The organism is Lacinutrix sp. C3R15 (assembly GCF_018860825.1).
In the GTDB taxonomy this organism is placed as follows: domain Bacteria; phylum Bacteroidota; class Bacteroidia; order Flavobacteriales; family Flavobacteriaceae; genus Oceanihabitans.
The window spans coordinates 419,015-444,978 of record NZ_JAHKPZ010000012.1; the positions used below are offsets into that span (position 1 = coordinate 419,015).

General features: G+C 29.7%; 26 protein-coding genes and 1 riboswitch. Of the genes, 14 read left to right on the plus strand and 12 right to left on the minus strand.

Going from position 1 to position 25,964, the window contains the following annotated elements; all coding sequences use genetic code 11:
• Positions 1 to 11: 11 nt before the first annotated feature.
• Positions 12 to 1,076 carry a YncE family protein gene (locus tag KO494_RS04860; protein ID WP_215966475.1) on the minus strand — a complete coding sequence of 355 codons (1,065 nt, stop codon included), beginning with the start codon at positions 1,074 to 1,076 and terminating at the stop codon, positions 12 to 14.
• 3 nt (positions 1,077 to 1,079) lie between these two features.
• Positions 1,080 to 2,915, minus strand: a complete 1,836-nt coding sequence (locus KO494_RS04865; protein WP_215966476.1) for a TonB-dependent siderophore receptor — start codon at positions 2,913 to 2,915, stop codon at positions 1,080 to 1,082.
• A 26-nt stretch (positions 2,916 to 2,941) separates the two neighbouring features.
• Positions 2,942 to 3,138: riboswitch (cobalamin riboswitch) on the minus strand.
• A gap of 193 nt (positions 3,139 to 3,331) precedes the next feature.
• Here KO494_RS04865 and KO494_RS04870 point away from each other — a divergent pair.
• From KO494_RS04870 to KO494_RS04915, 10 genes are all read left to right on the plus strand, one after another.
• A complete protein-coding gene (locus KO494_RS04870) occupies positions 3,332 to 4,492 on the plus strand; it encodes an ABC transporter substrate-binding protein (protein ID WP_215966477.1) in 1,161 nt (386 codons plus the stop codon).
• On the plus strand, positions 4,493 to 5,521 hold the full coding sequence (locus KO494_RS04875; RefSeq protein ID WP_215966478.1) for an iron ABC transporter permease: 1,029 nt from the start codon (positions 4,493 to 4,495) through the stop codon (positions 5,519 to 5,521). It abuts the gene before it with no gap.
• Positions 5,522 to 6,316 (plus strand): ABC transporter ATP-binding protein, encoded by a 795-nt coding sequence (locus tag KO494_RS04880; protein WP_215966479.1) that lies wholly within the window; start codon positions 5,522 to 5,524, stop codon positions 6,314 to 6,316.
• Positions 6,317 to 6,383: 67 nt separating this feature from the next.
• Positions 6,384 to 7,772 (plus strand): DNA recombination protein RmuC, encoded by a 1,389-nt coding sequence (gene rmuC, locus KO494_RS04885; protein WP_215966480.1) that lies wholly within the window; start codon positions 6,384 to 6,386, stop codon positions 7,770 to 7,772.
• Positions 7,765 to 8,019, plus strand: a complete 255-nt coding sequence (locus tag KO494_RS04890) for a hypothetical protein (protein WP_215966481.1) — start codon at positions 7,765 to 7,767, stop codon at positions 8,017 to 8,019. Before rmuC ends, KO494_RS04890 begins: the two co-directional genes overlap by 8 nt.
• Before the next feature lie 46 nt (positions 8,020 to 8,065).
• The gene (locus tag KO494_RS04895; RefSeq protein WP_215966482.1) at positions 8,066 to 8,434 is read left to right on the plus strand and encodes a 6-phosphogluconate dehydrogenase; all 369 of its coding nucleotides are present in this window, start codon (positions 8,066 to 8,068) and stop codon (positions 8,432 to 8,434) included.
• Between the two features lies 1 nt (position 8,435).
• The gene (locus tag KO494_RS04900) at positions 8,436 to 8,999 is read left to right on the plus strand and encodes an acyl-CoA thioesterase (protein ID WP_215966483.1); all 564 of its coding nucleotides are present in this window, start codon (positions 8,436 to 8,438) and stop codon (positions 8,997 to 8,999) included.
• A 131-nt stretch (positions 9,000 to 9,130) separates the two neighbouring features.
• The gene (locus tag KO494_RS04905; RefSeq protein ID WP_215966484.1) at positions 9,131 to 9,757 is read left to right on the plus strand and encodes a transcriptional regulator; all 627 of its coding nucleotides are present in this window, start codon (positions 9,131 to 9,133) and stop codon (positions 9,755 to 9,757) included.
• Positions 9,741 to 10,448, plus strand: a complete 708-nt coding sequence (locus KO494_RS04910) for a DUF3307 domain-containing protein (RefSeq protein WP_215966485.1) — start codon at positions 9,741 to 9,743, stop codon at positions 10,446 to 10,448. The genes KO494_RS04905 and KO494_RS04910 overlap by 17 nt, the downstream gene beginning before the upstream one ends.
• Positions 10,449 to 10,516: 68 nt before the next feature.
• A complete protein-coding gene (locus KO494_RS04915; protein ID WP_215966486.1) occupies positions 10,517 to 11,107 on the plus strand; it encodes a T9SS type A sorting domain-containing protein in 591 nt (196 codons plus the stop codon).
• 57 nt (positions 11,108 to 11,164) lie between these two features.
• On the opposite strand, the gene carB is transcribed toward KO494_RS04915, so the two are convergent.
• Positions 11,165 to 14,017 carry a carbamoyl-phosphate synthase large subunit gene (gene carB / locus KO494_RS04920; protein ID WP_215966487.1) on the minus strand — a complete coding sequence of 951 codons (2,853 nt, stop codon included), beginning with the start codon at positions 14,015 to 14,017 and terminating at the stop codon, positions 11,165 to 11,167.
• A gap of 100 nt (positions 14,018 to 14,117) precedes the next feature.
• A complete protein-coding gene (gene rpmH / locus KO494_RS04925) occupies positions 14,118 to 14,279 on the minus strand; it encodes a 50S ribosomal protein L34 (RefSeq protein WP_034059443.1) in 162 nt (53 codons plus the stop codon).
• 187 nt (positions 14,280 to 14,466) lie between these two features.
• On the opposite strand from rpmH, the gene KO494_RS04930 reads away from it, so the two are divergent.
• Positions 14,467 to 15,045, plus strand: coding sequence for a DUF2892 domain-containing protein (locus KO494_RS04930; RefSeq protein ID WP_215966488.1), 579 nt, complete (start codon positions 14,467 to 14,469; stop codon positions 15,043 to 15,045).
• A 1-nt stretch (position 15,046) separates the two neighbouring features.
• On the opposite strand, the gene cls is transcribed toward KO494_RS04930, so the two are convergent.
• From cls to KO494_RS04945, 3 genes are read right to left on the minus strand one after another with little or no spacing between them, the layout of a single operon-like run.
• Positions 15,047 to 16,501: a cardiolipin synthase gene (gene cls / locus KO494_RS04935; RefSeq protein ID WP_215966489.1), complete on the minus strand. Its 1,455-nt coding sequence runs from the start codon at positions 16,499 to 16,501 to the stop codon at positions 15,047 to 15,049.
• Positions 16,501 to 17,430 (minus strand): lytic transglycosylase domain-containing protein, encoded by a 930-nt coding sequence (locus tag KO494_RS04940; protein WP_215966490.1) that lies wholly within the window; start codon positions 17,428 to 17,430, stop codon positions 16,501 to 16,503. Before KO494_RS04940 ends, cls begins: the two co-directional genes overlap by 1 nt.
• Before the next feature lie 56 nt (positions 17,431 to 17,486).
• On the minus strand, positions 17,487 to 18,149 hold the full coding sequence (locus KO494_RS04945) for an alpha/beta hydrolase (protein ID WP_215966491.1): 663 nt from the start codon (positions 18,147 to 18,149) through the stop codon (positions 17,487 to 17,489).
• A gap of 117 nt (positions 18,150 to 18,266) precedes the next feature.
• Here KO494_RS04945 and KO494_RS04950 point away from each other — a divergent pair, with 117 nt between their 5' ends.
• Positions 18,267 to 18,563, plus strand: coding sequence for a GNAT family N-acetyltransferase (locus tag KO494_RS04950; RefSeq protein ID WP_215966492.1), 297 nt, complete (start codon positions 18,267 to 18,269; stop codon positions 18,561 to 18,563).
• Positions 18,564 to 18,599: 36 nt separating this feature from the next.
• On the opposite strand, the gene mtaB is transcribed toward KO494_RS04950, so the two are convergent.
• Entirely contained in the window at positions 18,600 to 19,925 is a 1,326-nt protein-coding gene (mtaB, locus tag KO494_RS04955; protein WP_215966493.1) for a tRNA (N(6)-L-threonylcarbamoyladenosine(37)-C(2))-methylthiotransferase MtaB, read from the minus strand.
• Positions 19,926 to 20,128: 203 nt separating this feature from the next.
• On the opposite strand from mtaB, the gene KO494_RS04960 reads away from it, so the two are divergent.
• On the plus strand, positions 20,129 to 21,709 hold the full coding sequence (locus KO494_RS04960) for an ABC transporter substrate-binding protein (RefSeq protein WP_215966494.1): 1,581 nt from the start codon (positions 20,129 to 20,131) through the stop codon (positions 21,707 to 21,709).
• 2 nt (positions 21,710 to 21,711) lie between these two features.
• Here the strand turns inward: KO494_RS04960 and KO494_RS04965 are convergent, their stop codons facing one another.
• The 4 genes from KO494_RS04965 to KO494_RS04980 form a co-directional block, all read right to left on the minus strand.
• Positions 21,712 to 22,524, minus strand: a complete 813-nt coding sequence (locus KO494_RS04965; RefSeq protein WP_215966495.1) for a lysoplasmalogenase family protein — start codon at positions 22,522 to 22,524, stop codon at positions 21,712 to 21,714.
• A 143-nt stretch (positions 22,525 to 22,667) separates the two neighbouring features.
• On the minus strand, positions 22,668 to 23,585 hold the full coding sequence (locus tag KO494_RS04970) for a hypothetical protein (RefSeq protein WP_215966496.1): 918 nt from the start codon (positions 23,583 to 23,585) through the stop codon (positions 22,668 to 22,670).
• Positions 23,586 to 23,608: 23 nt separating this feature from the next.
• Positions 23,609 to 24,787 (minus strand): GlmU family protein, encoded by a 1,179-nt coding sequence (locus tag KO494_RS04975; RefSeq protein WP_215966497.1) that lies wholly within the window; start codon positions 24,785 to 24,787, stop codon positions 23,609 to 23,611.
• 149 nt (positions 24,788 to 24,936) lie between these two features.
• Positions 24,937 to 25,188 carry a type B 50S ribosomal protein L31 gene (locus tag KO494_RS04980; RefSeq protein ID WP_215966498.1) on the minus strand — a complete coding sequence of 84 codons (252 nt, stop codon included), beginning with the start codon at positions 25,186 to 25,188 and terminating at the stop codon, positions 24,937 to 24,939.
• A 260-nt stretch (positions 25,189 to 25,448) separates the two neighbouring features.
• Between KO494_RS04980 and KO494_RS04985 the strand changes: the two genes are divergently transcribed.
• Positions 25,449 to 25,964 (plus strand): DUF4199 domain-containing protein, encoded by a 516-nt coding sequence (locus KO494_RS04985; protein ID WP_215966499.1) that lies wholly within the window; start codon positions 25,449 to 25,451, stop codon positions 25,962 to 25,964.

Below are 25,964 nucleotides of genomic sequence, written 5' to 3' on the forward strand. Positions count from 1 at the left end.
TAAAATATTCATTAGTTAAAATGAAAACTATTTGGTCCTACTCCTACTGTAATTGTATTTAATAAAGTACCATTTAACGAGTATTCGTAAACATTACTGTTAGAGTTAAAATCTCCTCCATCAGAAATAAAAATCTTGTCATCTTCTACGTTAAATCCGTACATAACACCATAAGTAGATGTAGAACTGTATGTTAATAAAGCAGTATCAGAAATAGTAGTACTACTCATAGAAGCACTATAAACCGAAGCGTCTACAGTAAAGTAAAAACTCTCGTTTTCTATTTTTAGATTTTTAGCTCCAACTAATGAAGCTGGAAGATCTATTGTACTTTCAATAGCATTAGTAGCTGTATTGATTTTAAATATTTTTCCGTTAGATGCATAGTCATAAGATAATACATATAAATCATCATCTTCTTCTAAAATAGAGTTTGGAGAATTTCCTGTTCCTAAATCAATAGAAGTCATTGTTTGTGTATTGGTGTTTAATACAGTTACTGCGTTTCCGCTTCCATAGTATCCATTAGAAATATACACATAATCATCGTCTGAAGTAATTTTTTCTGCATAATCTCCAACCACTAAGGTAGTAGTAGAATAATCCTCTAAATCAATTATAGTAAGAAAATCATCAGCTCCTGTACTCCAATCTGCAGAGTTCGTTACATATGCTTTTCCGTTTTCAACGGTACCATATCTTGGTGCAGAAAAATTAGAATCAATAGTTGCTATATATTCAAAAGTATAACGATCAACAACCGTTACTTGATTTGCAGATCCAGAAATAATAAAAGCTCTAGTATCATCAAAAAAGATATCTTGTAAGTAAGAACCTACTTCATCTGCAGTTGGATTTACTAGCCTAAATACATCTTCTACAACAATACCTTCATCACCTACAAAAGTAACAGATGCAGTTGCAGGATTACCATTTCCTTCGTTTAACACAAAATAACCATTATCATAAGCTCCTAAGCTTGAAGAACCGTTATCATCATTATCATCATTACTACAGGAAGTTATTAATACACTTACTAAAAGTGCATAGGCTAAAAATTTGAATTGTTTTTTCATGATTTAAAAATTAAAGTTTAAGTAAAAATTATAGTTAATTCCAGGCATGTAACGACTTGCTACACTCTGGTAGTTTTTATTGTAAAGGTTTTTGATTTGTGTTCCTACAGTGAACTGTTTCTGTTTTCCTAAAGCATAAGAAAGCCCCATATTAGAAACCAAATAAGCATCTAAAATATACTTTGGATCATCATCTTCTAATGTTAGTACCTCACCAACATAAAGGGTTTCGTAATATAAAGCAGCTCTTTTGTATTGATAATTAAACAAACCTGTAACCTTATGTTTTGGCACATAAGTTAACTGTTGGTTGGTCTGTTTATTTTTTGAAATAGTATATGCATAGCTACTTCCTAAAGAAAACTGATGTTCTTTTATATGATATTTAAAATCTAATTTAGATTCTACACCATAAGTTTCTACATGATCTGTATTTACTGGTTGCCAAACACTTCCTGTAGGAAGCCAACGAATCATATCTTTTATATTATTATAAAACCCTGTTGCAGAAAAAGACAAGTGTTTAAAATCTAATTGATTTCCTATTTCTATTTGCTGAGACGTTTCTGGTTTTAAATTAACATTACCACTTCCTTCCCAATACAAATCGTTATAAGTAGGAATTCTAAAATTCTTAGAACCGTTTATATTTAGCGTATAATGGTTTCCAAACTTATACTGCAATCCTAGACTATAAAGTAACGGACTATCATAATTATTGGTGACTTCTTTTCTTATAGTAGCTTCGTAAAAAAAGGATTTAACTTGTTGTTTGTATAACAAACTAAAACTAGAAATGGTCCTTTTGTTATTATCAATACTAGAACCTTCTCCAGAAGTATTTGTAATATCTACAACCCCTTGAAGCATGGCATCTTTAAATACACGATAGCTTAAATCGTATTTACCAATAAGGGTTTTTGCTTTCCCAAAGGAGTAGGTATCTAAATTACTATTCGCAAAGTATTTATAATTTTCAGTAAGGTAAGCTAGTTTTAAAGTAGATACAAATTTTCCGTATACACCATTCCATTCTAGCATGTTTCTAGAATTTAAATCTTGATATTTTGTAGGTGTTTCAGAAGGAAATATAAATGAAAATTCACGTTCGCCATCATATAGATAACTGTAAAACTTCAGAATATTCTTTGCGTTTATTTTATATCCAAAATTTGCAGATATACTCTGATTGTAAAACGCACCATTAAGATTGGTTTTATCACTATCTACATAATCATAATCATTATCAGAACTCGATCTACTAACTGCTACATCTACACTAAACTGCTTAGAAGAAAATCCAGACTTTACTCCTACATCTAAAGTGTTAAAGCTTCCGTAGTTTGCATACACAGAATTGTTAAAACCTTCATTAAAAGATATATTGTTATTTAAATGAATAGAACCACCAATGGCACCACTTCCATACAACACACTTCCTCCACCACTTCGTATACTTACGCCATCAAAATTGCGAATATTAATGGTGTTAAAATCGGTTTGACCGTTAAATTGCGAATTGATATTTATACCATTCCAAGCTACTGCTGTTTGTTGTGCTGTGGTTCCTCTAAAAGATGGAGAAGAAACCATTCCTAATCCATTTTCTTTAAAATAAAGGGTAGAATTATAGTTTAACAACTGGGTTAAAGAAGGAGCGCTTCTAGAGAATACGGTATCTTTTAAAGTTTGAACTTTTTGGGTATTTGTAAAAGTTTTCAAGTATCTATCTGCCTTTAAAACAACTTCCTCTAGTTGTTGTACAGAGTCTAGCTTGGTTTGTGCAATAACGCTCAAACTAAAAAAAACAATTAATAAAAATAGAATACCTTTTTTCATAATCTTAAAATCTTTCTCCCGAAGATTTGTTGAATGCTGAACTTGGCAGGTCTCCTGACTTGCGTCTTCATGTTGGTCTTCCCAGAAAATATTTCCAGTGACTTGAAGTATAACATGAAGCTTTATAGCTTACAGTTGCGGGAACAGTTCTAGAGTTTAACTAGATTCCCTTTTAATCGACTTTGCTTCATTGCATAGTCGAACCAAAATTCTGTGCAAAAGTAGTTTCTTTTTTTAAATGCAAGCTAATTTATAGCTACTTTTTCTTATTCATTTTGTAAATAAGAAAAACAAAACCTATTAAAAAATGAAGGATTATAATTCCACCTACTATATATATTGTTACATTTGAACCGTCTCTCATGACTAAAATTTTATATAAATTTACACGATTTTAATCTGTATAAATGCCACAAATGTTACAAAACAAAACTTTTACTTCGCTCCTATTTTGTAGTATACTATTGTTTATTTCTTGTAAAAAGGAAGTGAAAACAATTCCTGAAACAAGTAAACAAGATGTTGCAAAATCAGAAAACAAATATGCCGAAGGGTTTAGCATTACACATACCGAAAACTTTAAAATACTTACCATTAAAAACCCTTGGCCTAAAGCCGAAAAAGAATACAAATATGCATTAGTACCTAAAAATGCAGCCTCAAAAATCACTTTAAATAAAGATGCTTTTGATGGAATAATTACTATTCCTATTGAAAATATTGTAGTAACCTCTACCACGCATATTCCTGCTTTAGAACTTTTAAATGTAGAAGAAACTTTAATTGGTTTTCCTGGTACAGATTATGTGTCTTCTGAAAAAACAAGAACCAGAATAGACAACCAAGAAATTAGAGAATTAGGAAAAAACGAAGGTATCAATACCGAAGTTTTACTAGAACTACAACCAGATGTTGTTATTGGTTTTGGTATTGATGGAAACAATAAAACGTTTGAAACTATTAAAAAAGCAAATATTCCTGTAATCTATAATGGCGACTGGGTAGAAAAATCGCCTTTAGCAAAAGCAGAATGGATTAAGTTTTTTGGTGTACTTTATAATAAAGGTAAAGAAGCAGAAGTTGTTTTTAATCAAATAGAAAAGGATTACCTCGAAGCAAAAACCATTGCAAGTACAGTAGAAAAGCAACCAACGGTTTTAAGTGGAGCCATGCATAAAGATATCTGGTATTTACCTAATGGTACAAGCCCAGAAGCACAAATTCTAAAAGATGCTAACGTAAATTATTTATGGAGCGAAACCACAGGAAATGGTAGCCTATCTTTAAACTTTGAAACTGTTTTTGAAAAAGCCGAACATGCAGATTTATGGTTAAGCCCATCGTATTACAATAGCATAGAAGCCCTTGAAAAAGCAAACCAACATTATGCAAAATTTGATGCTTTTAAAAACAAAAACATGTATACTTTTGCTAATACAACAGGAAAAACTGGAGGTGTACTGTATTATGAATTAGGTACTGCAAGACCAGATTTAGTTTTAAAAGATGTAATTAAAATTTGCCATCCAGGAGTATTACAAAATTACACACCTTACTTTTTTAAACCTTTAGAATAATTGTCTGAAACCAACACATACAAAATTCCTTTTGTAATATTAACACTTATATTACTATGCTGCTTTTTTGCTAATATTAGCTTAGGATCTGTGTCTATACCGCAAAAAGAAATTTTTAATAGCTTGTTAAATGTTTCTAATAACCAATCTTGGCAATACATTATTCAAAATTACAGATTACCAAAAGCATTTACTGCTATTTTAGTGGGTTCTGGTTTGGGTATTTCCGGACTATTAATGCAAACACTTTTTAGAAATCCCTTAGCAGGACCATTTGTTCTTGGTATTACTTCTGGAGCAAGTTTAGGGGTTGCCTTAGTAATTTTAGGCGCTGGCGTTTTTGGTGGTATATTATCTGCTTTATTAATTTCTAAATGGACTATCGTTATAGCAGCAAGCCTAGGAAGTTTCTTAGTATTATTAGCTGTTTTAATTGTTTCTTCAAGAGTTAGAGACACAATGGCTATATTAATTATCGGCTTGATGTTTGGAAGCATAACAGCTGCTGTAGTAAGCGTGCTTTCTTACTTTAGTTCTGCCGAACAGTTACAACAATACATTTTTTGGGGATTTGGTAGCTTAGGAAACTTATCTTGGAGAGAACTTGGTATTTTCTTTATTATTTATTGTTTTGGTATTCTTTTAAGTGTCTTTTCCATTAAAGGGTTAAACACCTTATTACTTGGTGAAAACTACGCAAAAAGCTTAGGATTAAACATTAAAAAAAGTAGATTACTAATTATTTTAGCAACCAGTTTATTAGCAGGAACTATAACTGCTTTTGCAGGACCAATTGCATTTATAGGTTTAGCAATTCCGCATGTAACCAGACAGATTTTCAACACCTCTAATCATAAAATATTAGTACCAGCTGTATTTTTATTTGGTGCTATTGTCATGCTTATTTGCGATAGCATTGCACAATTACCAACCAGTGATTATACCCTACCAATTAACGCTATAACGTCTTTAATTGGAGCTCCTGTTGTAATTTGGCTATTGGTTAGAAAAAGAAAGATGATTTTTTAAATGAACAAAGAAACCCAAAATAACATTTTAAAAACCGTTAATCTAACTATTGGTTACACTTCTAAAAAGGAAGAAACTACTATCGCCTCAAACATAAACCTTGCTTTAAAAAAAGGAGAACTCATTGGTTTAGTTGGCGCAAATGGTATTGGTAAATCAACCTTATTACGAACGGTTACACAGGTACAACCTAAATTATCTGGAACAATTGTATTAAACCAAAAACCTTTAGAAAATTACACAAATTTAGACTTAGCCAAAACCATGAGTTTGGTTTTAACCGAAACAATTGCCTCTAAAAACTTATCGGTTTTTGAGCTTATTGCACTAGGAAGACAGCCATATACTAATTGGGTAGGTAATTTATCGCAAAAAGATATCACCATCGTTAACAAAGCCATTAAGCAAACAAATATTGAAAATTTAAAACATAAAAAATGTTTCGAGCTTAGTGATGGGCAACTTCAAAAAGTAATGATTACTCGTGCTTTGGCACAAGATACAGACTTAATTATTCTAGATGAACCAACCACACATTTAGATATGTATCACAAGGCCTATATTTTAAAACTGCTTCAAAGTTTGGTAAAAGAAACAGGTAAAACCATTCTTTTCTCTTCGCATGAAATAGATTTAGCTATTCAATTATGCGATACCATGATTGTAATGACAAAAGAAGAAGTAATATCTAACACACCATGTAACCTCATAGAACAAGGCGTTTTTAACACCTTATTTCCAGAAGATTTAATTGTTTTTGATACTAAAACCGGTAGTTTTAGAGTAAAGAAATAATCTTGTCAAGTGGTACTTGTTTCAGCATCTCAAATAATTTATCTTTGATGAAATACCTTTTCATTAAATGAACGACAACATCATTCTCATTCTTGCCATTCTTATAGCTGCTGCAATTGGTGCATATTTAGGCATGCTTTTCACCAAACTAAAAAGTAAAAGCGAAAAAAGCACTTTACAAGAACGCAACAATAACTTACAACAACAGTTTAACGATTTTAAACAATTTTCGGAAACCGAAAACCAAAAACAAAATCTAAATTTTGAGCATAAACTATCAGAATTAAAAGATGTTATTTCTAAAATTGAAGGCGAACGAGAAGACATTCGTCGTGAAAAAGATTTTTTAAATACCGAATTAGCACGAAGAAACTCAGAATTTGAAAACCTGCAAAAACTAAATTTAAAAAAAGACGAAGAATTAGAAGAACGCCAAAAACAACTTCGTACAGATTTTGAAAATTTAGCCAATAAAATACTAGATGCAAAATCAGAAAAATTCACCCTTCAGAATAAGGAAAATATCAAACAAATTTTAAACCCTTTACAAGAAAAAATTCAAATTTTCGAGAAAAAAGTAGAAGATACACAAAAGGAAAGCATCAGTATGCATTCTGCTTTAAAAGAGCAATTATTAGGTTTAAAAGACCTAAACCAACAAATGACAAAAGAAGCTACCAACCTTACCAGAGCTTTAAAAGGCGATAGCAAAATGCAAGGTAACTGGGGAGAATTGGTACTAGAACGCGTTTTAGAAAAATCTGGATTAGAAAAAGACAGAGAGTATTTTGTACAACAACATTTTACAAGAGAAGACGGTTCGCGTGTGCTTCCTGATATTGTTTTGCATTTACCAGATAACAAAAAAATGATTATTGACAGCAAGGTGTCTTTAACCGATTATGAACGTTATGTAAATGCAGAAGAGGAAGAACGCGAAACTTTTTTAAAAGCACATATAAATTCTATTAGAAGACATGTAGATCAGCTATCTGAAAAAAAATATGAAGATTTATATGACATAGAATCTCCAGATTTTGTACTCCTATTTATACCCATAGAACCTGCTTTTGCTGTGGCAATTAATGCCGATAATTCGTTATACAATAAAGCTTTTGAAAAGAATATTGTAATTGTTACACCTGCTACTCTTCTAGCCACTTTACGTACCGTTGATAGCATGTGGAACAACGAAAAACAGCAACAAAACGCTATTGAAATTGCACGACAAGCTGGTGCTCTATATGATAAATTTCATGGTTTAGTTACTGATTTAACTGGTGTTGGTAAAAAAATTGACGATGCAAAAAAAGACTATTCTGCTGCTATGAATAAATTAGTAGAAGGAAGAGGAAATTTAATTACCAGCGTTGAAAAAATTAAAAAATTAGGAGCCAAAGCAAAAAAAGCACTACCAGAAAGCATTATTAAACGCGCTATTGAAGGTAATGAATAAGAAAAAAATAGATATAGTTTATAAATGGTATTTACGTTTTCGTTATTTTAGAATTCTATGTATTGGTGCTGCTTTAATTAGTTTTAGTATAGGTTTATTTATTTCAGATTATAGTATTATTAACAAACCTGGTTTTGATATATTTATTAGTATCCTAACTTTGTTATTAGGAATTATATTTTCGTTTATTGGGCTTTATTACAGAGTAGAAACAGAGAATGGTATTCAAGAAAAAAACAAAAATTAAATTCTATATTAAAACGAAAACAACCTACCATTAACACCTAGATATTATGATTAAATTTTTAATAAAAGCATTAACCACCATCATATTACTGTTTGTTGCTTATTTCTGTTTTATCTATTTTGCAAGCTATAGCGAAGGTGTTCGCGCTGGTGAATTGGTTAAATTTAGTAGCAAAGGGGTTTTGTTTAAAACTTGGGAAGGAGAAATAAGTCAAGGCGTTTCTGAGTCGCAATTTTTTAAGTTTTCTGTACAAGATAAAGAAGAAAAAGTAATTAAAGATTTAAACCGCTTACAAGGTAAATTTGTAAAACTAACCTATTTTGAACGTTATAAAACCTTATTTTGGTTAGGAGATACCCAATATTTTATTATAAACGTAGAAGAAGATACGGCAAGAAATTATAACAGATACTAATATGAAACTTAAATTTAAAACAGCAGATTCCTCACGTATAAGCATTTCACTACTTATGCAACCATCACATTCTAATTTTGGAGGTAAAATTCATGGTGGATATATTTTAAGTTTAATGGATGAAATTGCATTTGCTTGTGGCTCTAAACATTCTGAAACCTATTGTGTTACTGCCTCTGTAAATACGGTAGATTTTTTAAACCCTATTGAAATTGGAGATTTAGTAACCATGAAAGCCTCTGTAAATTATGTTGGTAGAACCTCTATGGTTGTTGGTATTCGTGTGGAAGCCGAAAACATTAGAACAGGAGAAACCAAACATTGTAACTCTTCTTATTTTACAATGGTAGCTAAAGACGATGACGGAAAATCTGTAACCGTTCCTGGTTTAATACTTAATGATAAAAAGGAAGTTGTTCGTTTTTTAAAAGCAATAAATCGTAACGAAAATCATAGAGCCAGACAAGAAGAATTTAATCATGTAGACTTTTCTTTAGAAAACTATTTAGGCAATTTAAAAGACCATCGTGTAAAAATTGATTTACCAGATAGTTTTGATAATTAATACTACCAGTAATAATATTCCTTAATAAAGGAATATATTTAATTATTCCATAAATAAGGAATAAATTTGATTATTCCATAAAAAAGGAATATATTTGATAGTCATGTAATAAAGCATTAATTTAAAATCAAATGACTAGTATTATAACAGGAGACATTATTAAATCTCGCGCTCAAACAAATCCTGAAGTTTGGCTTGACCATTTAAAAAAGGCATTATCCTATTTAGAAAAAGATAATTCTCTTTGGGAAATCTATCGTGGTGATAGTTTTCAGATAGAAATTAAAGATGCTACCAAAAGTTTTGAAGCTGCTATTTATATAAAAGCAGCCATTAAAATAATAAAAGGACTAGATGTTAGATTAGCCATTGGTATTGGCAAAAAAACCTACCAAGGTAAAGACGTAACAGAATCTAATGGAGAGGCATTTATATATTCTGGTGAAACTTTTGAAACCTTAAAAAAGGAAAAACAAAACCTTAAAATAAAAACAAAATCTCCAATACTTAACAAAGAGTTAAACCTGTATTTTAAACTAGCGCTAATTAGTATGGATAATTGGACTGTTAACTCGGCAGAAATTGTTAAATTAACCATAGAAAACCCTAAAGCATTACAAGAAGATTTAGCAAAACAAATTGGTACAAACCAAAATGCTATTAGTAAACGTTTAAAACGTGCTAATTTGGATGAAATACTAGCATTAAACAACATGTATATACATAAAATAAGCAGCTTACATGATACTACTTATTAAACTTTTACTAGCACACCTAATTGGTGATTTCTTTTTACAACCACTAAAATGGGTTATAGATAAAGAAACTAAAAAATTAAAATCTACAAAACTATATCTACATGTATTCATTCATGTTATTTTACTTTGTATCCTACTTTGGGATTTTTCACTTTGGCCAATTATTGTAGTTATTGGTGTTACACACCTTATAATTGACGCTACCAAACTCATTATTCAAAAAAATAAAACAAGACGTTTACTTTTCTTTTTAGATCAGGTATTACATATTGCAGTAATTTTTGGTACTTATTATGTATTTACAAATACGCAAATAGATTTTAAATATCTTTTCACGGAACAAAATATATTGTTAATTACCTGTTTAGCCTTTTTAACACAACCTGTTTCTATAATAATGAAAACTATTTTTATAAAATGGGATATTTCTAAACTTACCAAAGGCACAGAATCACTAGAAGATGCAGGAAAATATATTGGTATTTTAGAGCGTATTTTAGTCTTTATTTTTATAGTTGCCAACCATTGGGAAGCTGTAGGTTTTTTAATTACAGCAAAATCTGTTTTTAGATTTGGAGATTTAAAAGAATCTAAACACCGAAAACTTACCGAATACATACTAATTGGTACACTAATTAGTTTTGGCATAGCTATAATTATTGGCTTACTCTACCTGCTTTTAACACAATAAGCTGAATAACAACAAGTTAACTGAAATAAATTTTGTATATTAAGTAGGAACCTCTAAATAATGTTGCTATGAAAAAAAATATACTAATACTCGTTTTTTTTATTTCCAATAGTCTATTTGCACAAACAACGTATGATTTAAATTGGGAAAGAAATATTACAGGAAATGCAGATTTAACTATTGAGCTTGGAGATACTGTACGATGGACATGGACAGATACAAGTCCGCATACCGTTGAAAACGTAGTTGGAAGCGCTGTAGAAACTTTTAACAGTGGTATTTTAACAGGGTTAGGAGAAACATTTTCTTATACATTTACAGCTATAGGAACCAATGATTATTTTTGTGGTATTCATGGTGCAGCAAGCATGTCTGGAACTATTACAGTAGACCTAACAGCTAGCACACCTGAAGAAGCTTTTAAAACGTTTTCTATATTACCAAATCCTGCAAGCGCAAATATAATTATACAGCTACCAAACAACTCTAATGCTGCAGAAATAGAAGTTTATAATATTTTAGGAAAACGAATTTTTATTAAATCATTAAACGCTACAAGAAACACAGCAATAAACATTTCTTCTTGGCAAAGTGGTTTTTATATAATTAGAGTCATTTCTGGAGACAACGCACAAACCAAAAAGTTTATAAAACAATAAAAGCATCCGGAAAACTCCGAATGCTTTTAGTATTTAGTAAGAGTACTTGATAAATTCTTATTTACTCAAATACATTTTACGTCTAGAATACAAATTATAAAATTCGTCTTCTTTTAAACTATCTATAAATAAAATACTTTCTCCTGTACTTTTCATTTCAGGACCAAGTTGTTTATTTACATTATGGAATTTATTAAAAGAAAAAACAGGTTGTTTAATAGCATACCCTTTAAGGCTAGGTTTAAAATCAAAATCAGTAACCTTCTTTTCTCCTAACATTACTTTGGTTGCATAATTTACATAAGGTTCACCATAAGCTTTTGATATAAATGGCACTGTACGTGAAGCTCTTGGGTTTGCTTCAATGATATACACAATATCATCCTTTATTGCAAATTGAATATTTATTAAACCTACCGTATTTAAAGCTAAAGCAATTTTTTTGGTATGATCTTTTATTTGCTGCATAACAAATTCTCCTAAATTAAAAGGAGGTAATGTAGCATTACTATCTCCAGAGTGGATTCCGCAAGGCTCAATATGCTCCATAATACCAATGATGTACACATTTTCTCCATCGCAAATAGCATCTGCTTCTGCCTCTATTGCACCATCTAAATAATGGTCTAATAATAGTTGATTACCTGGCATTCTACTTAATAAGTCTACCACATGTTTTTCTAGGTCTGCCTTATTAATAACAATCTTCATACCTTGTCCTCCTAATACATAAGACGGTCTTACCAGTATAGGAAAATCTAAAACATCTGCAATTTCTGCAGCTTCATCAGCCGTTGTTGCAATATCAAATTTAGGATACGGAATATTATTTTCTTTTAATAAATTAGAAAACAAGCCTCTATCTTCTGCTAAATCTAAGGCTTCAAAACTAGTTCCTAATATTTTTATACCATACTTGGTTAATTTTTCGGCTAATTTTAAAGCGGTTTGGCCACCAAGTTGTACAATAACACCTTCTGGTTTTTCATGTTTAATAATATCATAGATATGTTCCCAAAAAACAGGCTCAAAGTATAATTTATCTGCTATATCAAAATCTGTAGATACTGTTTCTGGGTTACAGTTAATCATGATTGTTTCATAACCACATTCTGAAGCTGCTAAAACACCATGAACACAACAATAATCAAACTCAATTCCCTGTCCTATTCTATTTGGTCCAGAACCTAGAACAATAATTTTCTTTTTGTCTGAAACCACACTGTCATTATCTGCGTAACGTTTACCATCAGCAGTTTCTACATCATTCTCAAAAGTAGAATAATAATACGGCGTCATAGCTTTAAACTCTGCTGCACAAGTATCTACCAGCTTATAAATTCTTTTTACACCTAATGCTTCACGTTTATTATATACTTGACTCTCTAAACAGTTAAGCATATGTGCTATTTGTCTGTCACCATATCCTTTTTGTTTGGCTTCAAGCAACAAATCTTTTTCAATAGTATCTATATTAAAAGTTGAAATTTCTTGTTCTAACATATACAGTTCTTCATATTGTTTTAAGAACCACATATCTATTTTAGTTATTTCATGAATTCTACTTAAAGGAATTCCCATTTGTATGGCATCATAAATAACAAAAACACGATCCCAACTTGCATATTTTAGTTTGCTAACAATTTGCTCGTAATCTTTATATCCTTTTCCGTCTGCACCTAAACCATTACGTTTAATCTCTAAAGATTGTGTTGCTTTATGTAAAGCTTCTTGAAAAGAACGACCAATTCCCATAACCTCTCCTACAGATTTCATTTGTAGACCAAGGGTTCTGTCGCTTCCTTCAAATTTATCAAAGTTCCAACGAGGTATTTTTACAATTACATAATCTAAAGTAGGCTCAAATAATGCCGAAGTAGATTTAGTAATTTGGTTTTGTAACTCGTCTAGATGATAACCAATAGCTAATTTAGCGGCTATTTTAGCAATAGGATATCCTGTTGCTTTACTAGCTAAAGCTGAAGAACGAGAAACACGAGGGTTAATCTCAATAGCAATAATATCTTCATTTTCATCAGGACTTACCGCAAATTGCACATTACAGCCACCAGCAAAATCACCAATACTACGCATCATATGAATAGCCATATCACGCATTTTCTGGTAGGTTTTATCACTTAAAGTCATTGCTGGAGCCACAGTAATAGAATCTCCTGTATGTATACCAATAGGATCCATATTTTCTATAGAACAGATAATTACTACATTATCATTAGCATCACGTAAAAGTTCTAGTTCATACTCTTTCCAGCCAATAAGGGCTTTATCTATCATGACCTCATGAATTGGAGAAATTTCTAATCCACGAGTTAATAATTCGTCAAAATCTTCTTCTTTATATACAAAAGAAGCACCAGCACCTCCCAAAGTAAAAGAGGCTCTAATAATTAAAGGAAAACCAAATTCTTGTGCTATTTCTTTTCCTTTTAAATAAGAGGTAGCAGTAGCTTGAGGTGCCATTGGCACACCAATTTTAAGCATTAATTCTCTAAACTTTTCTCTATCTTCTGTAATATTAATAGCGTCAATATCTACACCAATAATCTCTACTCCAAAATCTTCCCAAATTCCTTTTTCATCTGCTTCAATACATAAATTTAAAGCAGTTTGTCCTCCCATAGTTGGTAAAACGGCATCAATTTGAGGGTGTTCTTTTAAAATTTGAACTAAAGATTTTGTAGTTAAAGGCAACAAATACACATGATCTGCCATAGTAGGATCTGTCATGATTGTTGCAGGATTAGAATTAATTAAAATGGTTTCTATACCATCTTCTCTTAATGAACGTAAAGCTTGTGTACCTGAATAGTCAAACTCACAGGCTTGCCCAATAACTATTGGCCCTGAACCAATGATTAAAATAGATTTTAGTTGCGTGTTTTTTGGCATTGTATTAAATTATAGTGTGTTGCAAAAATAATATTTATTTGATATAAAAAAAGGCGTTACACCTAAGTAACGCCTTTATAATATTAACAATTGTTAATCATTATTTTTTATGTCTAGTTTCAGTTGATACAGACAATTTTTTTCTTCCTTTAGCTCTTCTACGTGCAAGTACTTTTCTTCCATTAGCAGACGCCATTCTTTCTCTAAAACCGTGTTTGTTTCTTCTCTTTCTTTTTGATGGTTGAAATGTTCTTTTTGGCATTGTCTTATGTTTTTAAATCTTCTTTATTATATATTTTATTCAGTAATGAGTTTCCTCAAATCTGCGCGCAAATATACAAAGCCTTTTTTATTTAACAAACCTAAATTTAAATATTTTTTTGAAATTTATAAAGTGGTGTTTTCCATAAAAATTTAGTTTCTTTGTAATCCAAAAATTTTAGTAAAAAATGTACAACAAAAATTTTAAGTTAATTATAGCCGCAATCATAATAGGAATAGCGGTTTGGCAGTTTATTGAAGGCAATATTGGTAATGGAATCATGTATATTTTATTATCCTTAATCTTTATTTTACTGTACTTTAAAAATGAATTTATTTTATTAGCTTTTTTAAAATTACGTAAACAAGATTTTGAAGGAGCCAATAAATGGTTAGATAAAATTAAAAGTCCGGAAGCTGCTTTAGTTACAAAACAGCAAGGTTATTACAATTATTTAAAAGGTATTATGGTTAGCCAAACGGATATGAATGAAGCAGAAAAGCGATTTAAAAAAGCAATTTCTCTTGGTTTATCTATGGATCATGATATTGCTATGGCTAAATTAAATTTAGCTGGTATTGCTTTTTCTAAAAGAAGAAAGCAAGAGGCGCAAATTTTATTAAAGGAAGCTGAAAAATTAGATAAGCGCGACATGCTTAAAGACCAAATTAAAATGATGAAAGATAATATGAAGCGTGCACAAGCGCCAAATCAACATTATGGTCAAGGAGGATCTATGCGTTCTCAAAAAAGAAGAAGTAGATAATTTATAGTAGCGGAGAAAATAATCTGCAAAAAGATTCTTTTAATTTAGTGAAGGTAGTTCTCTCCATCCAAGTATTTAAAGAGACTTCTTCACTATTTTTTATATCTTCTTGAAATTGTGCTACTAATATTTTACTTATAGATTCTTCATAGATAAAAGCATTAATTTCAAAATTTATATTAAAACTTCTATAATCCATATTAGAAGTACCAATAGAAGAAAAAACACCATCTACAACTATGGTTTTAGCGTGTACAAACCCTTTTTTATATCTATACACTTGTACTCCTGCATCTAACAAAGCTTGTAAATAAGAGTTTGTTGCATACTTAGCTGTCCAAGAATCAGACTCCTTAGGAATTAACAGTTTTACTTCTACTCCACTTTTAGAAACTACTTGCATTGCGCTAATAATTTCATCATTAGGAATAAAATAAGGTGTTGTTATGTACACATATTTATTTGCTGTAATTATTGCAGTAAAAATAACTTCCATAATATTAGCCCAATCTGTATCTGGACCACTTGCAGCAATTTGTACTAGTGTTTTTGTTGTTACTTTAGACTCTGGAAAATAGTTTTTTGTAATTTGTATAGAACTATTAGAAACAAAATTCCAGGTCATGAAAAAATGAATTTGCAATTGTGTTACTGCTTCACCTTGAATTTTTAAATGAGTATCTCTCCAAAAAATATCGGAATCGTTTTTATTTAAATAATTATCTGCAATATTAATTCCACCAATATATCCTATTAAACCATCAATTACAGCTACTTTTCTATGGTTTCTATAATTTAAATTACCTGTAAATTTGGAGAAAAAAACTGGCATAAAAGGAAATAACTCTACTCCTGCTTTTTTAAGTTTTTGTTTCACCGATTTTGATAATTTACTACCAACATCATCAAAACTTATACGAACTTCTACTCCGTTACTAGCCTTTTCACAGAGAATTTCTATAATTTGATTTCCTATTACATCATCTAAAAAAATATAATATTCTAAGTGAATGTGATTGGTTGCTTCTTTTAAATCACGAATTAAGCTTTTAAATTTATCATCTCCATTTTTTAAAATATCTACTTTATTTTTTAAAGTTAAGGGAGAGGCTTCATTGGCGTAAAGTAACTTAACAAGTTTTAATTTTTCATCTAAAGCTTTATCTACTTCCTTTTTTTCAAAATAGGTTAATTCTAGCTCTTGATTAATTTGTTTTACAACGCTTTTATTTAAAATATCTTTACGGTTAAATAACTTACTTTTTCTATACTCTTGTCCGAAAAGGTAATAAACCAGTACGCCTAGAAAAGGAAAAACCAGCAAAACAATGATGTATGTCATTGTTTTTGCTGGATTAATGTTTTTAAATAAAATTATAAAAGTTGCAGAAATTGCTAATATATAGTTAACTATAATTATTATAGTCCAAATATTATTCGTTATAAAATCTAGCATTAAGGTTGTGTTTTATAGTAACCTTGATGCGGAATATCTATAAAATATTCTTTTCTAGAAGCATTATTTAGTTTGGGTTCACGTAACCAAGGGTTGTGAATTTTAAGTATTTTATAGTTTATACCAAATCCTTTAGCAAAACTTGCAAAATCGGTTACTACAGTATCTACCGCAACTTTGTAAGTTGGTACAAAACGGTATAAATCTTTATCTCTAAAATTGAAACCATATTTATCAGGATTACTTAAAATTTCTTTTAAAGCTATTATTCTAAACACATAACGACCAGTCTCTTCACCTAAAAGCAAATCATAATAACTATTTACATCCTGCTCTTTTAATCTTCTTGCCATTCCTGCCATTCCTGCATTATAACCAGAAGCAGCAAGCGTCCAAGAACCTAATTTCTCTTTAGCTTTTTTTAAATATTCACAAGCAACCTCTGTTGCAAGTTCTACATTATAACGTTCATCTACATTATCATTAACTTCAAGTCCATATTCTCTTCCTGTACCTTTCATTATTTGCCAAACACCACTAGCTCCTGCTGGAGATTTAGCATTAGTTAAACCACTTTCTATAACTGCTAGGTATTTAAAGTCATCTGGTACACCATGTTTAGCTAGAATTGGTTCTATAATAGGAAAGTATTTTCGTGCACGTTTAAACATTAAAAAACCATTAGATTGCCAATAAGTATTTACTAACAACTCTCTATCCATACGCTCTAAAATATCAGGATTTTGCAAAGGCACTTTCTCTCCTGCAAATTCTAAATCATGTGGTACTTGCAGTGCGTAAACATTATAGTCATTTATTAGTTTTTTTTCAAAATTTTCATCTGTTGGTGCATCTTGTAATGCAAAAACAAAAAGCGCACATAGACTTAATAATCCTAAAAGTGCAAGTGTATTTTTTATCCATTTCATAGTCCCTATTTTTTTGTATAAAGTTAAAAAATAAATAGCATAATTTAAGTGAGAATTTACTGTAATATTAATTGTGGTAAATTCTTATTAAACCACCTGTATTTATTAATAATCATGATATGTGTTCCTCCTTTTACAGTAATACAATTACAAACATATTTATGCGGAAAAACAACATCCTTTTCTCCGTGAATATGAATGGCTTCTGGTATTGGTTTTTCTTGTTGCCAACATACTACTTGTTCTATTGCCCAATCTAAATATACCTTATCATACACAGACATATACTTTTTATACAACGCTATTCTTTTTTTTATATTTTTTCCGAAAGAATATTTAGCTAAAGCATCTAAGTTACCTGCTAAACTTGTAGGTAAAATTTTATATGCCTTAGTGTATTTTGCAATTTTCATACGCTTTGGTAGCTCATGCATAGTTTTAACCGAAGAAACAATTATTAGTTTACGTAACTTAATATGCTTACTCATTTCTTGCACTAAAATACCTCCAAAAGAAACACCTAATAAAACAACATTTTCATGTTCTATATATAGCGTCATGCGTTTTGCATAAGCACTTAAAGTTTCGTTTTTATTAGGATTCATCCACGCTAACAAGTGTATTTTAAACTTATCTTTTGGCAATTTAATATATTCAAAAATGGAGGGATTAGCAGCCATTCCTGGCATTAAATACACATGTATAAGCTCCTGATTCATTCGTTTTTAAGTTGTTATTAACACTAAATAACCGATTAATTTTTGTAAATTTACAGAACAAAACTATGAAAAAAGTTTTTACTCCTTAATTTTCCTTAGAAACAAAACTACAGAATTATGATTGATGCAGCTGAATTAATTGACAATGCGTTTTTACGTCAATTTGAACTAAAAATTGAAGACCATTTAGCAAAAATTGAATATTCTCTTCAAGAACGAAAAATATTTTTAACCAAAATTTTAATTCCTGAAGAACTTTTTACCGAAGATTTTCAAAATGAATTTATAAAACTTGTGCTAAAAAATATTGAAGAAAGAAACATAAGTATTGTACCTACATGTCCAGAAATTGTAAAATTTTTCAGAAAAAACAAACAATATAAAAGTATGTTACCTGTAGGTTTAAGAATATAACTAGTAAAAAAAACGAAGCAAAATCTTCGTTTTTTTTTATGCGTATGTTTTTACAAAATCAAATCTTACTATACCATCATCATCAATTTTAGTAAGCGTTACTTGGTGCAATGTATTTACTAATTCTGGATTCCATGGTGTTTTAACTTTTACATAATTTTCTGTAAAACCATGAATGTATCCTTCTTTATTTTCACTTTCAAATAGAACTGTTCTGGTGCTTCCTATTTGGCTTTCATAATAGGCTCTTCGTTTTTTAACAGATAAACCACGAAGCATTTTACTACGTTTTGCTCTAACGTTTTTAGGTACTACTCCTTCCATAGTAGCAGCAACAGTATTATCTCTTTCAGAGTATGTAAAAACGTGTAAATAAGAAATATCTAAATGGGTTAAAAAGTTATAGGTTTCTAAAAACATTTCATCGGTTTCACCAGGAAAACCAACGATAACATCTACACCAATACAAGCATGTGGCATTACTTCTTTAATCTTGTTAACCCTATCTACATACAATTCTTTCATGTATCTTCTTCGCATTAACTTTAAAATTTCATTGCTTCCGCTTTGTAAAGGAATATGAAAATGAGGTACAAATATTCTGCTTTTAGAAACAAAATCTATAGTTTCATTTTTTAACAAATTAGGCTCGATAGATGATATACGTAAACGCTCAATACCTTCTACCTTATCTAAAGCTTCAACTAACTCATAAAAAGTATGCTCGTGCTTTTTATTACCAAATTCTCCCTTACCATAATCACCAATATTAACACCAGTAAGTACAATTTCTTTAATTCCTTTTTCAGAAATTTCTTTAGCGTTTTTTAAAACGTTTAAAAGCGCATCACTTCTAGAAATACCTCTAGCTAAAGGTATGGTACAGTAGGTACATTTATAATCACAACCATCTTGTACTTTTAAAAATGCTCGAGTTCTGTCTCCAATAGAATAACTACCAACATAAAAATCTGCTTCTTCTATTTCACAAGAATGTACATGACCAAAATCGTTTTTAGATAAGTCGTTTATATAATCTGTAATCTTAAATTTTTCGGTTGCACCAAGAACCAAGTCTACACCATGAACATCTGCTAATTCTTGAGGTTTTAATTGTGCATAACAACCTACTGCAGCAACAAAAGCATCAGGATTTACCTTTTGTGCTTGTTTTACAATAGTTTTAAATCGTTTATCTGCATTATCTGTAACAGAACATGTGTTAATAACGTATATATCTGCTGTTTCTTTAAAATCTACACGCTCAAAACCTTCGTCTTTAAAGTTTCTAGCAATAGTAGATGTTTCAGAAAAATTAAGTTTGCAACCTAAAGTATAAAATGCGACTTTTTTTTGTGTCATGAATGTAATAATAAAACGATGCAAAATTACATAAAAAGAGCGTTTTAACTAGTGAAAACGCTCTTTTTTATAAAACTTTAGTAAATCAAATTATTCTTAAAGACAAAGCAAACAAACCTATTCTAAAAAAAGAATGTGTTTTTTTTCGTAATTATTAAATTTTAGATTAACATTGATTAAATATAAAATATCACTTCAATTAAATGAAATACTTCATTGTTCTTTTAATACTTTTAAGTAGTTGCAGCTCTAACAAGAAAAAAAAGGTGGATGTATTTAGGTATAACGAACACAAAAATATTGGTTCTTTAGATCCTGCTTTTGCAAAAGATAACGCAGATATTTGGGCCGTAAATCAGCTTTTTAACGGTTTAGTACAAATGGATGATAGCTTAAATGTACAGCCATGTATTGCTAAAAGCTGGTCTGTTTCTAAAGATGCTCTTACCTATACTTTTTTACTAAGAGATGATGTGCTTTTTCATAAACATGCTCTTTTTGGAAAAGATTCTACCAGAACAGTTATTGCTAGTGATTTTGAATATAGCTTTAATAGGCTAAAAGATAAAAAAGTAGCCTCTTCAGGTAGTTGGGTTTTAAATAAAGTTGCTACTTATAAAGCTATAAATGACTCTATTTTTAAGATACAACTAAAACAGGCTTTCCCTGCTTTTTTAGGATTATTAACCATGAAATACTGCGCTGTAGTACCCAAAGAAATTGTTACACATTATGGTACTGACTTTAGAGCAAACCCTATAGGAACTGGACCTTTTAAATTTAAACGTTGGGAAGAAAACATTAAACTAGTTTTTAGAAAAAACAAATTCTATTTTGAAAAAGACACCAAAGGAAATTCTTTACCTTACCTAGAAGCTGTAGCTATCACTTTTTTACCAGATAAGCAAAGTGAGTTTTTACAGTTTGCACAAGGAAATATTGATTTTGTTTCTGGTTTAGACGCATCTTACAAAGATGAAATTTTAACTGCAACCGGAAACCTTAGAGAAACGTATGCTAAGAATGTAAATATGATTCGTGGTCCTTATTTAAACACAGAATATCTTGGGTTTTATATGGAAAGTGAAACGCAAGAGGTACCATCTAAACTACTTAGGCAAGCTGTAAACTATGGTTTTAACAGAAAAAAAATGATGACCTACTTAAGAAATGGTATTGGTATTGCTGCTCATGGAGGATTTATACCAAAAGGACTTCCTGGTTATCATGCAAGTATAGGATACAATTACCAACCAGAAAAGGCAAAGCAATTAGTTACTCAATTTATAAACGAAACAGGAAATAAAAACCCAGAAATAACACTTACCACAACGAGCAACTATTTAAGTTTTTGTGAATATATACAACGTGAATTAAAAAAAACAGGACTACTAATTAAAATTGATGTAGTACCTGCCTCTGCATTAAAAGAAGCAAAAGCTAACGGAAAAACAGATATGTTTAGAGCTAGTTGGGTTGCAGATTATCCTGATGCAGAAAATTACCTTTCTTTATTTTATGGTACTAACTTTGCACCAAACGGACCAAATTATACACATTTTAAAAATATACAATTTGATTCTTTGTATGAGCAAGCATACACAGAAACAAACACTTTTAACAGAGAAAAGTTATATACCAAAATGGACTCTTTAGTGCTACAAGAAGCACCTATAGTTGTAATGTTTTATGATGAAGTAGTTCGTTTTACCAGAAAAGAAGTTCATGGTTTAGGTATAAACCCAATCAATTTACTAGACTTAAAGAGAGTAAAAAAAGACTAAATTTATAATTCTAGCCTATTATTATCATATTCAATATTTGAATGATTGAATTTTACTTTTCTATTTTTAGTAGAGGATTCTAGTTTTTCTTCTTTATTTTCAGAACGAATTTCTTGTAAAGAAAATAGATTATCTGTTATTATTTTCTCTTCTAAAATACCCATTACAATTAAAAATTGCGATATAGAATAAAATAACATAAGGGTTATTTTTTCAAAAAAGATTCCATTTCTATAAAAATGATCTAATACAGCAATAGTATCAGCAAAAACAGAAAACAAAACTCCTATACCTACAATTAAATAGCTTTTTTTATCTACTCCAGATTTTCTTAAATAAGCAAATTGTAATACAAGCATTGCTACAAAAAGATAAATTAATACAGGAAAAAAATAAATATCTAAATTATCATAGATTATATTTAAAAGAATAAAAATATAAATAAAACAAAAAATGATTATTGGAATCAATCTTGTTAAATTAAAGTCGTTGTGATTAGAAAACCTAAAAGCATAAAATAGTTTTCCTAGAACAAAACCTAACATTCCTAAAGAAAACAATATAGAAAACTCACTAAATATTAAAAATATATCACCTAGAAGAAAAAAAGACAAAGCAAAAATCATAAAAAAATACTTTTTTTTAGATTTCTCATTATTATTAATTAAATAAAAACATATTAGAGAAACTACTACTAAAGGCTTTGTAAATAATCTAAAGGGAATTTTATCAAAATTTAGCTTAACAACAATATCTATTAATAGGATGGCAAAATATAGTATTGAAAAAAATAATTTATTTTTAAAAATAAGCATAGATATTGACTATAATAATAAGCTTTGGGTCTTAATTTAAAGCAACTTACTAAAAAAAAGAATAGTTTACTACCAAGACATAAAAAAATATTTAGATTAGATTCATTATATATAATTGAAAAGGTGAAATTGAAAATACGTTTTTATTTTTTATTAAAATAATATAAATCATCTCCTCCTTTTCCTGGTAATCTATTCGAAGTAAAATACCCTGAAAGTAAATCGTCATTTAACATAAACCCATAATCATCAAACTTTGAATTTATAGGCTCTTCTAGTAATTGTGCTTGGCCTAATGTACCATCATCATGAATTTTGCATTTATAAATATCCATTTTCCCTTTACCTTTAGGTCTATTAGAAGAGAAGTAAAGCGTATTATCTGAGCTTATAAATGGAAAAAGTTCTTTTTTTCTGGTATTTACTGCTGTACCTAAATTTTCTGGTGTGCCAAAGGTATTATCTTCATTAATAGCAACTCTAAATATATCTGTACCACCCAGAGTTCCACGCATGGTAGAAGCAAAAAACATAAACTTACCATCTGGACTAATTGCAGGATGACCAAAGGAGTATCTAGAATCACAAAAGGAAGGCACTTTAAAATTTGTCCAACCAATACCTTCTACATATTCTCCTATTTCAATTCTTAATTTTGATGCTTTTTGTGATAAATTAGCTTTTCTTTCGGTATTATATACATTAGTAGTAATAACAATATATTTTTTATCTGTAGTATAAAAAGTAGATGCAGACAAATTAAACACTGAAGAATCTACATTATAAGGTAAAGGAGAAACATTAACAATTTCTTGCGCCTCATTAATTTCACCTTGGTACAAGGTTAATTGTGGTGTATTATTAACAAACTGTTGTTTTCCTCTTTTATTTAACAAATTTGAAGTGAAAACTATTTTATTTCCTTCTAAATAAGAAACACCAAAATGATTGTTTTCATCATTTACTTTTAAGTTAACAATTTTAATAGCCTCGTTTTGCGAAACCCCTTTAAAAATAAAGCTTATAAAAAGTAAAAAGGTAAACAAAAATGTATTTTTCATAAATTAATTCAATTATAAATAACCTAATAACTACTACGCCATTTTTTAGTATTTTCAAAAACATGATCTAAAATTGCAGCATCTTGATCTGTAAAATCAATATCACGTCTAGCCATAACTACTTGAGCTACTTCAAAAGCTTTTTTTGTTAAATATGTTGTAAAACCTCCATTTCCACCCCAAGAAAAACTTGGTACAAAATTTCTAGGAAAACCACTTCCAAAAATATTTGCGCTAACACCAACCACTGTACCAGTATTAAACATGGTGTTAATACCACATTTACTATGATCTCCCATCATTAGTCCACAAAACTGCAAACCTGTTCTTGCAAAACCTTCGGTTTTATAACTCCATAATCTTACTTCGGCATAGTTGTTTTTAAGATTAGAATTGTTTGTATCTGCTCCTAAATTACACCATTCTCCTAAAACAGAATTTCCTAAAAAACCATCATGTCCTTTATTAGAATACCCAAAAAGCACTGAATTATTAACCTCTCCTCCTACTTTACTATGTGGACCAATTGTGGTTGGCCCATAAATTTTTGCTCCTAATTTAACGGTTGCATGATTACATAATGCAAAAGGACCACGAATGATGCTTCCTTCCATAATTTCTGCATCTTCTGCTATATAAATAGGTCCAGAACTTGCATTTAAGGTTGCAAATTCAAGCTTTGCTCCTTCTTCAATAAAAATGTTTTCTGCTGCAATTACATTATTAGAATTAGGTATTGGCTGAGATTTTCTTCCGTTAGTTAAAAAATCAAAGTCTTCTTGAATAGCTGCTCCATTTTTAGAAAAAATATCCCAAGTATTTTCAATTTTTAAAACAGGTTCATTATACTCAATAGCTTCGTAAGTACTTAAATCTATATCTTCTTGTGCTTCTTTAGTAAAAAAAGCAATCACTTCATCCTCATTAAAAATAGCTTGATTTTCTTCCAATGCTTTTATCATTTCTACCAATTCTGAATCTGGAAGATAAGATGCATTTATCATTACATTATTTTCCATTTCAACCATCGGATATTTTTCAGACAAATAATCTTCTGTAATTGTAGTTGTAGTAGAACCTAGATGTTTTTCCCATTTTTCTCTAATGGTTAAAATACCTACACGTATATCTGCAACAGGACGTGTAAATGTAAATGGAAGCAATTGGTTACGCGAAGGACCATCAAAAAGAATATAATTCATGATTAAATGAAATTAAAAGTTACCTGTTAAAAATACTTTACTCTTAACAAAATCTATTTTTACTGATATATCAAAAATAGCCTAAAAATTAAAAACAAAAAAGCCTTTCAATATTTTGAAAGGCTTTAATAAAATATTTATAAGCTAAATTATTTTTTAAACTTAGCATATTTAGTTTTAAACTTATCAATACGACCAGCTGTATCTACTAATTTAGATTTACCAGTGTAAAATGGATGAGATGTTCTTGAAATCTCCATTTTTACTAATGGATATTCAACACCATCAACTTCTATTGTTTCTGACGTATTTGCTGTAGATTTAGTTAAAAACACATCTTCATTTGACATATCTTTAAATGCTACTAATCTATAATTTTCTGGATGTATTCCTTTTTTCATCGCTAAATGCTTTATTATCTTAACTATTTTCGAGGTGCAAATTTAAGTATTTTTTACAAATGAACAATATTTTTTTAAAAAATTATTTAATAAAATTCTTCAATCATAAAAATTACAGCCTCAAAAGTATAAAATATTGACTAAATTTATAGTAATTAGCCCAAACAAATTTAAGAAACCACTTTCATGATAATAAAATGTAACGTTTTGTTATATTTGTTTACTAACAGTTCTATAAACTAAAAAACCAAAAATAAATTATGGAATTACAAAATACTCCTATTGCAAATTTTGCTAAAAATTACGGATTAATATTAGGTTTAATTCTAGTATTAATTACAGTTATTATGTATGTTACTGGCATGCAACTAGAAGGTATACAGTGGCCAATGTACTTGTATTATATAATCTTTCCTGTAACTATTATATATGCTATTAGTCAATATAAAAAACAAAATGGTAATCTTTTAAGTCTAAAACAAGCTATAAAAATTGGTCTGTTAATAGCAGTAATTAGTGCTATTATATTTGCTGTGTATTCTTTAATCTTTAATTATATTATAGATCCAGAATTTCAAGGTTTAGCTATGGAAGCTGTAAGAGACAAGTTATTAGAAAACCCTAACCTTACAGAAGAAATTGTAGACAAACAAATGGATATGATGGAAAAATTTTCTAGTCCTTTAATAGCGAATGCTGCTTTTATTGCTTTTAGTTCTATTTTTGGATTAATTTATTCTCTTATTGGAGGGTTAGTAATGAAAAAAGAAGCATAA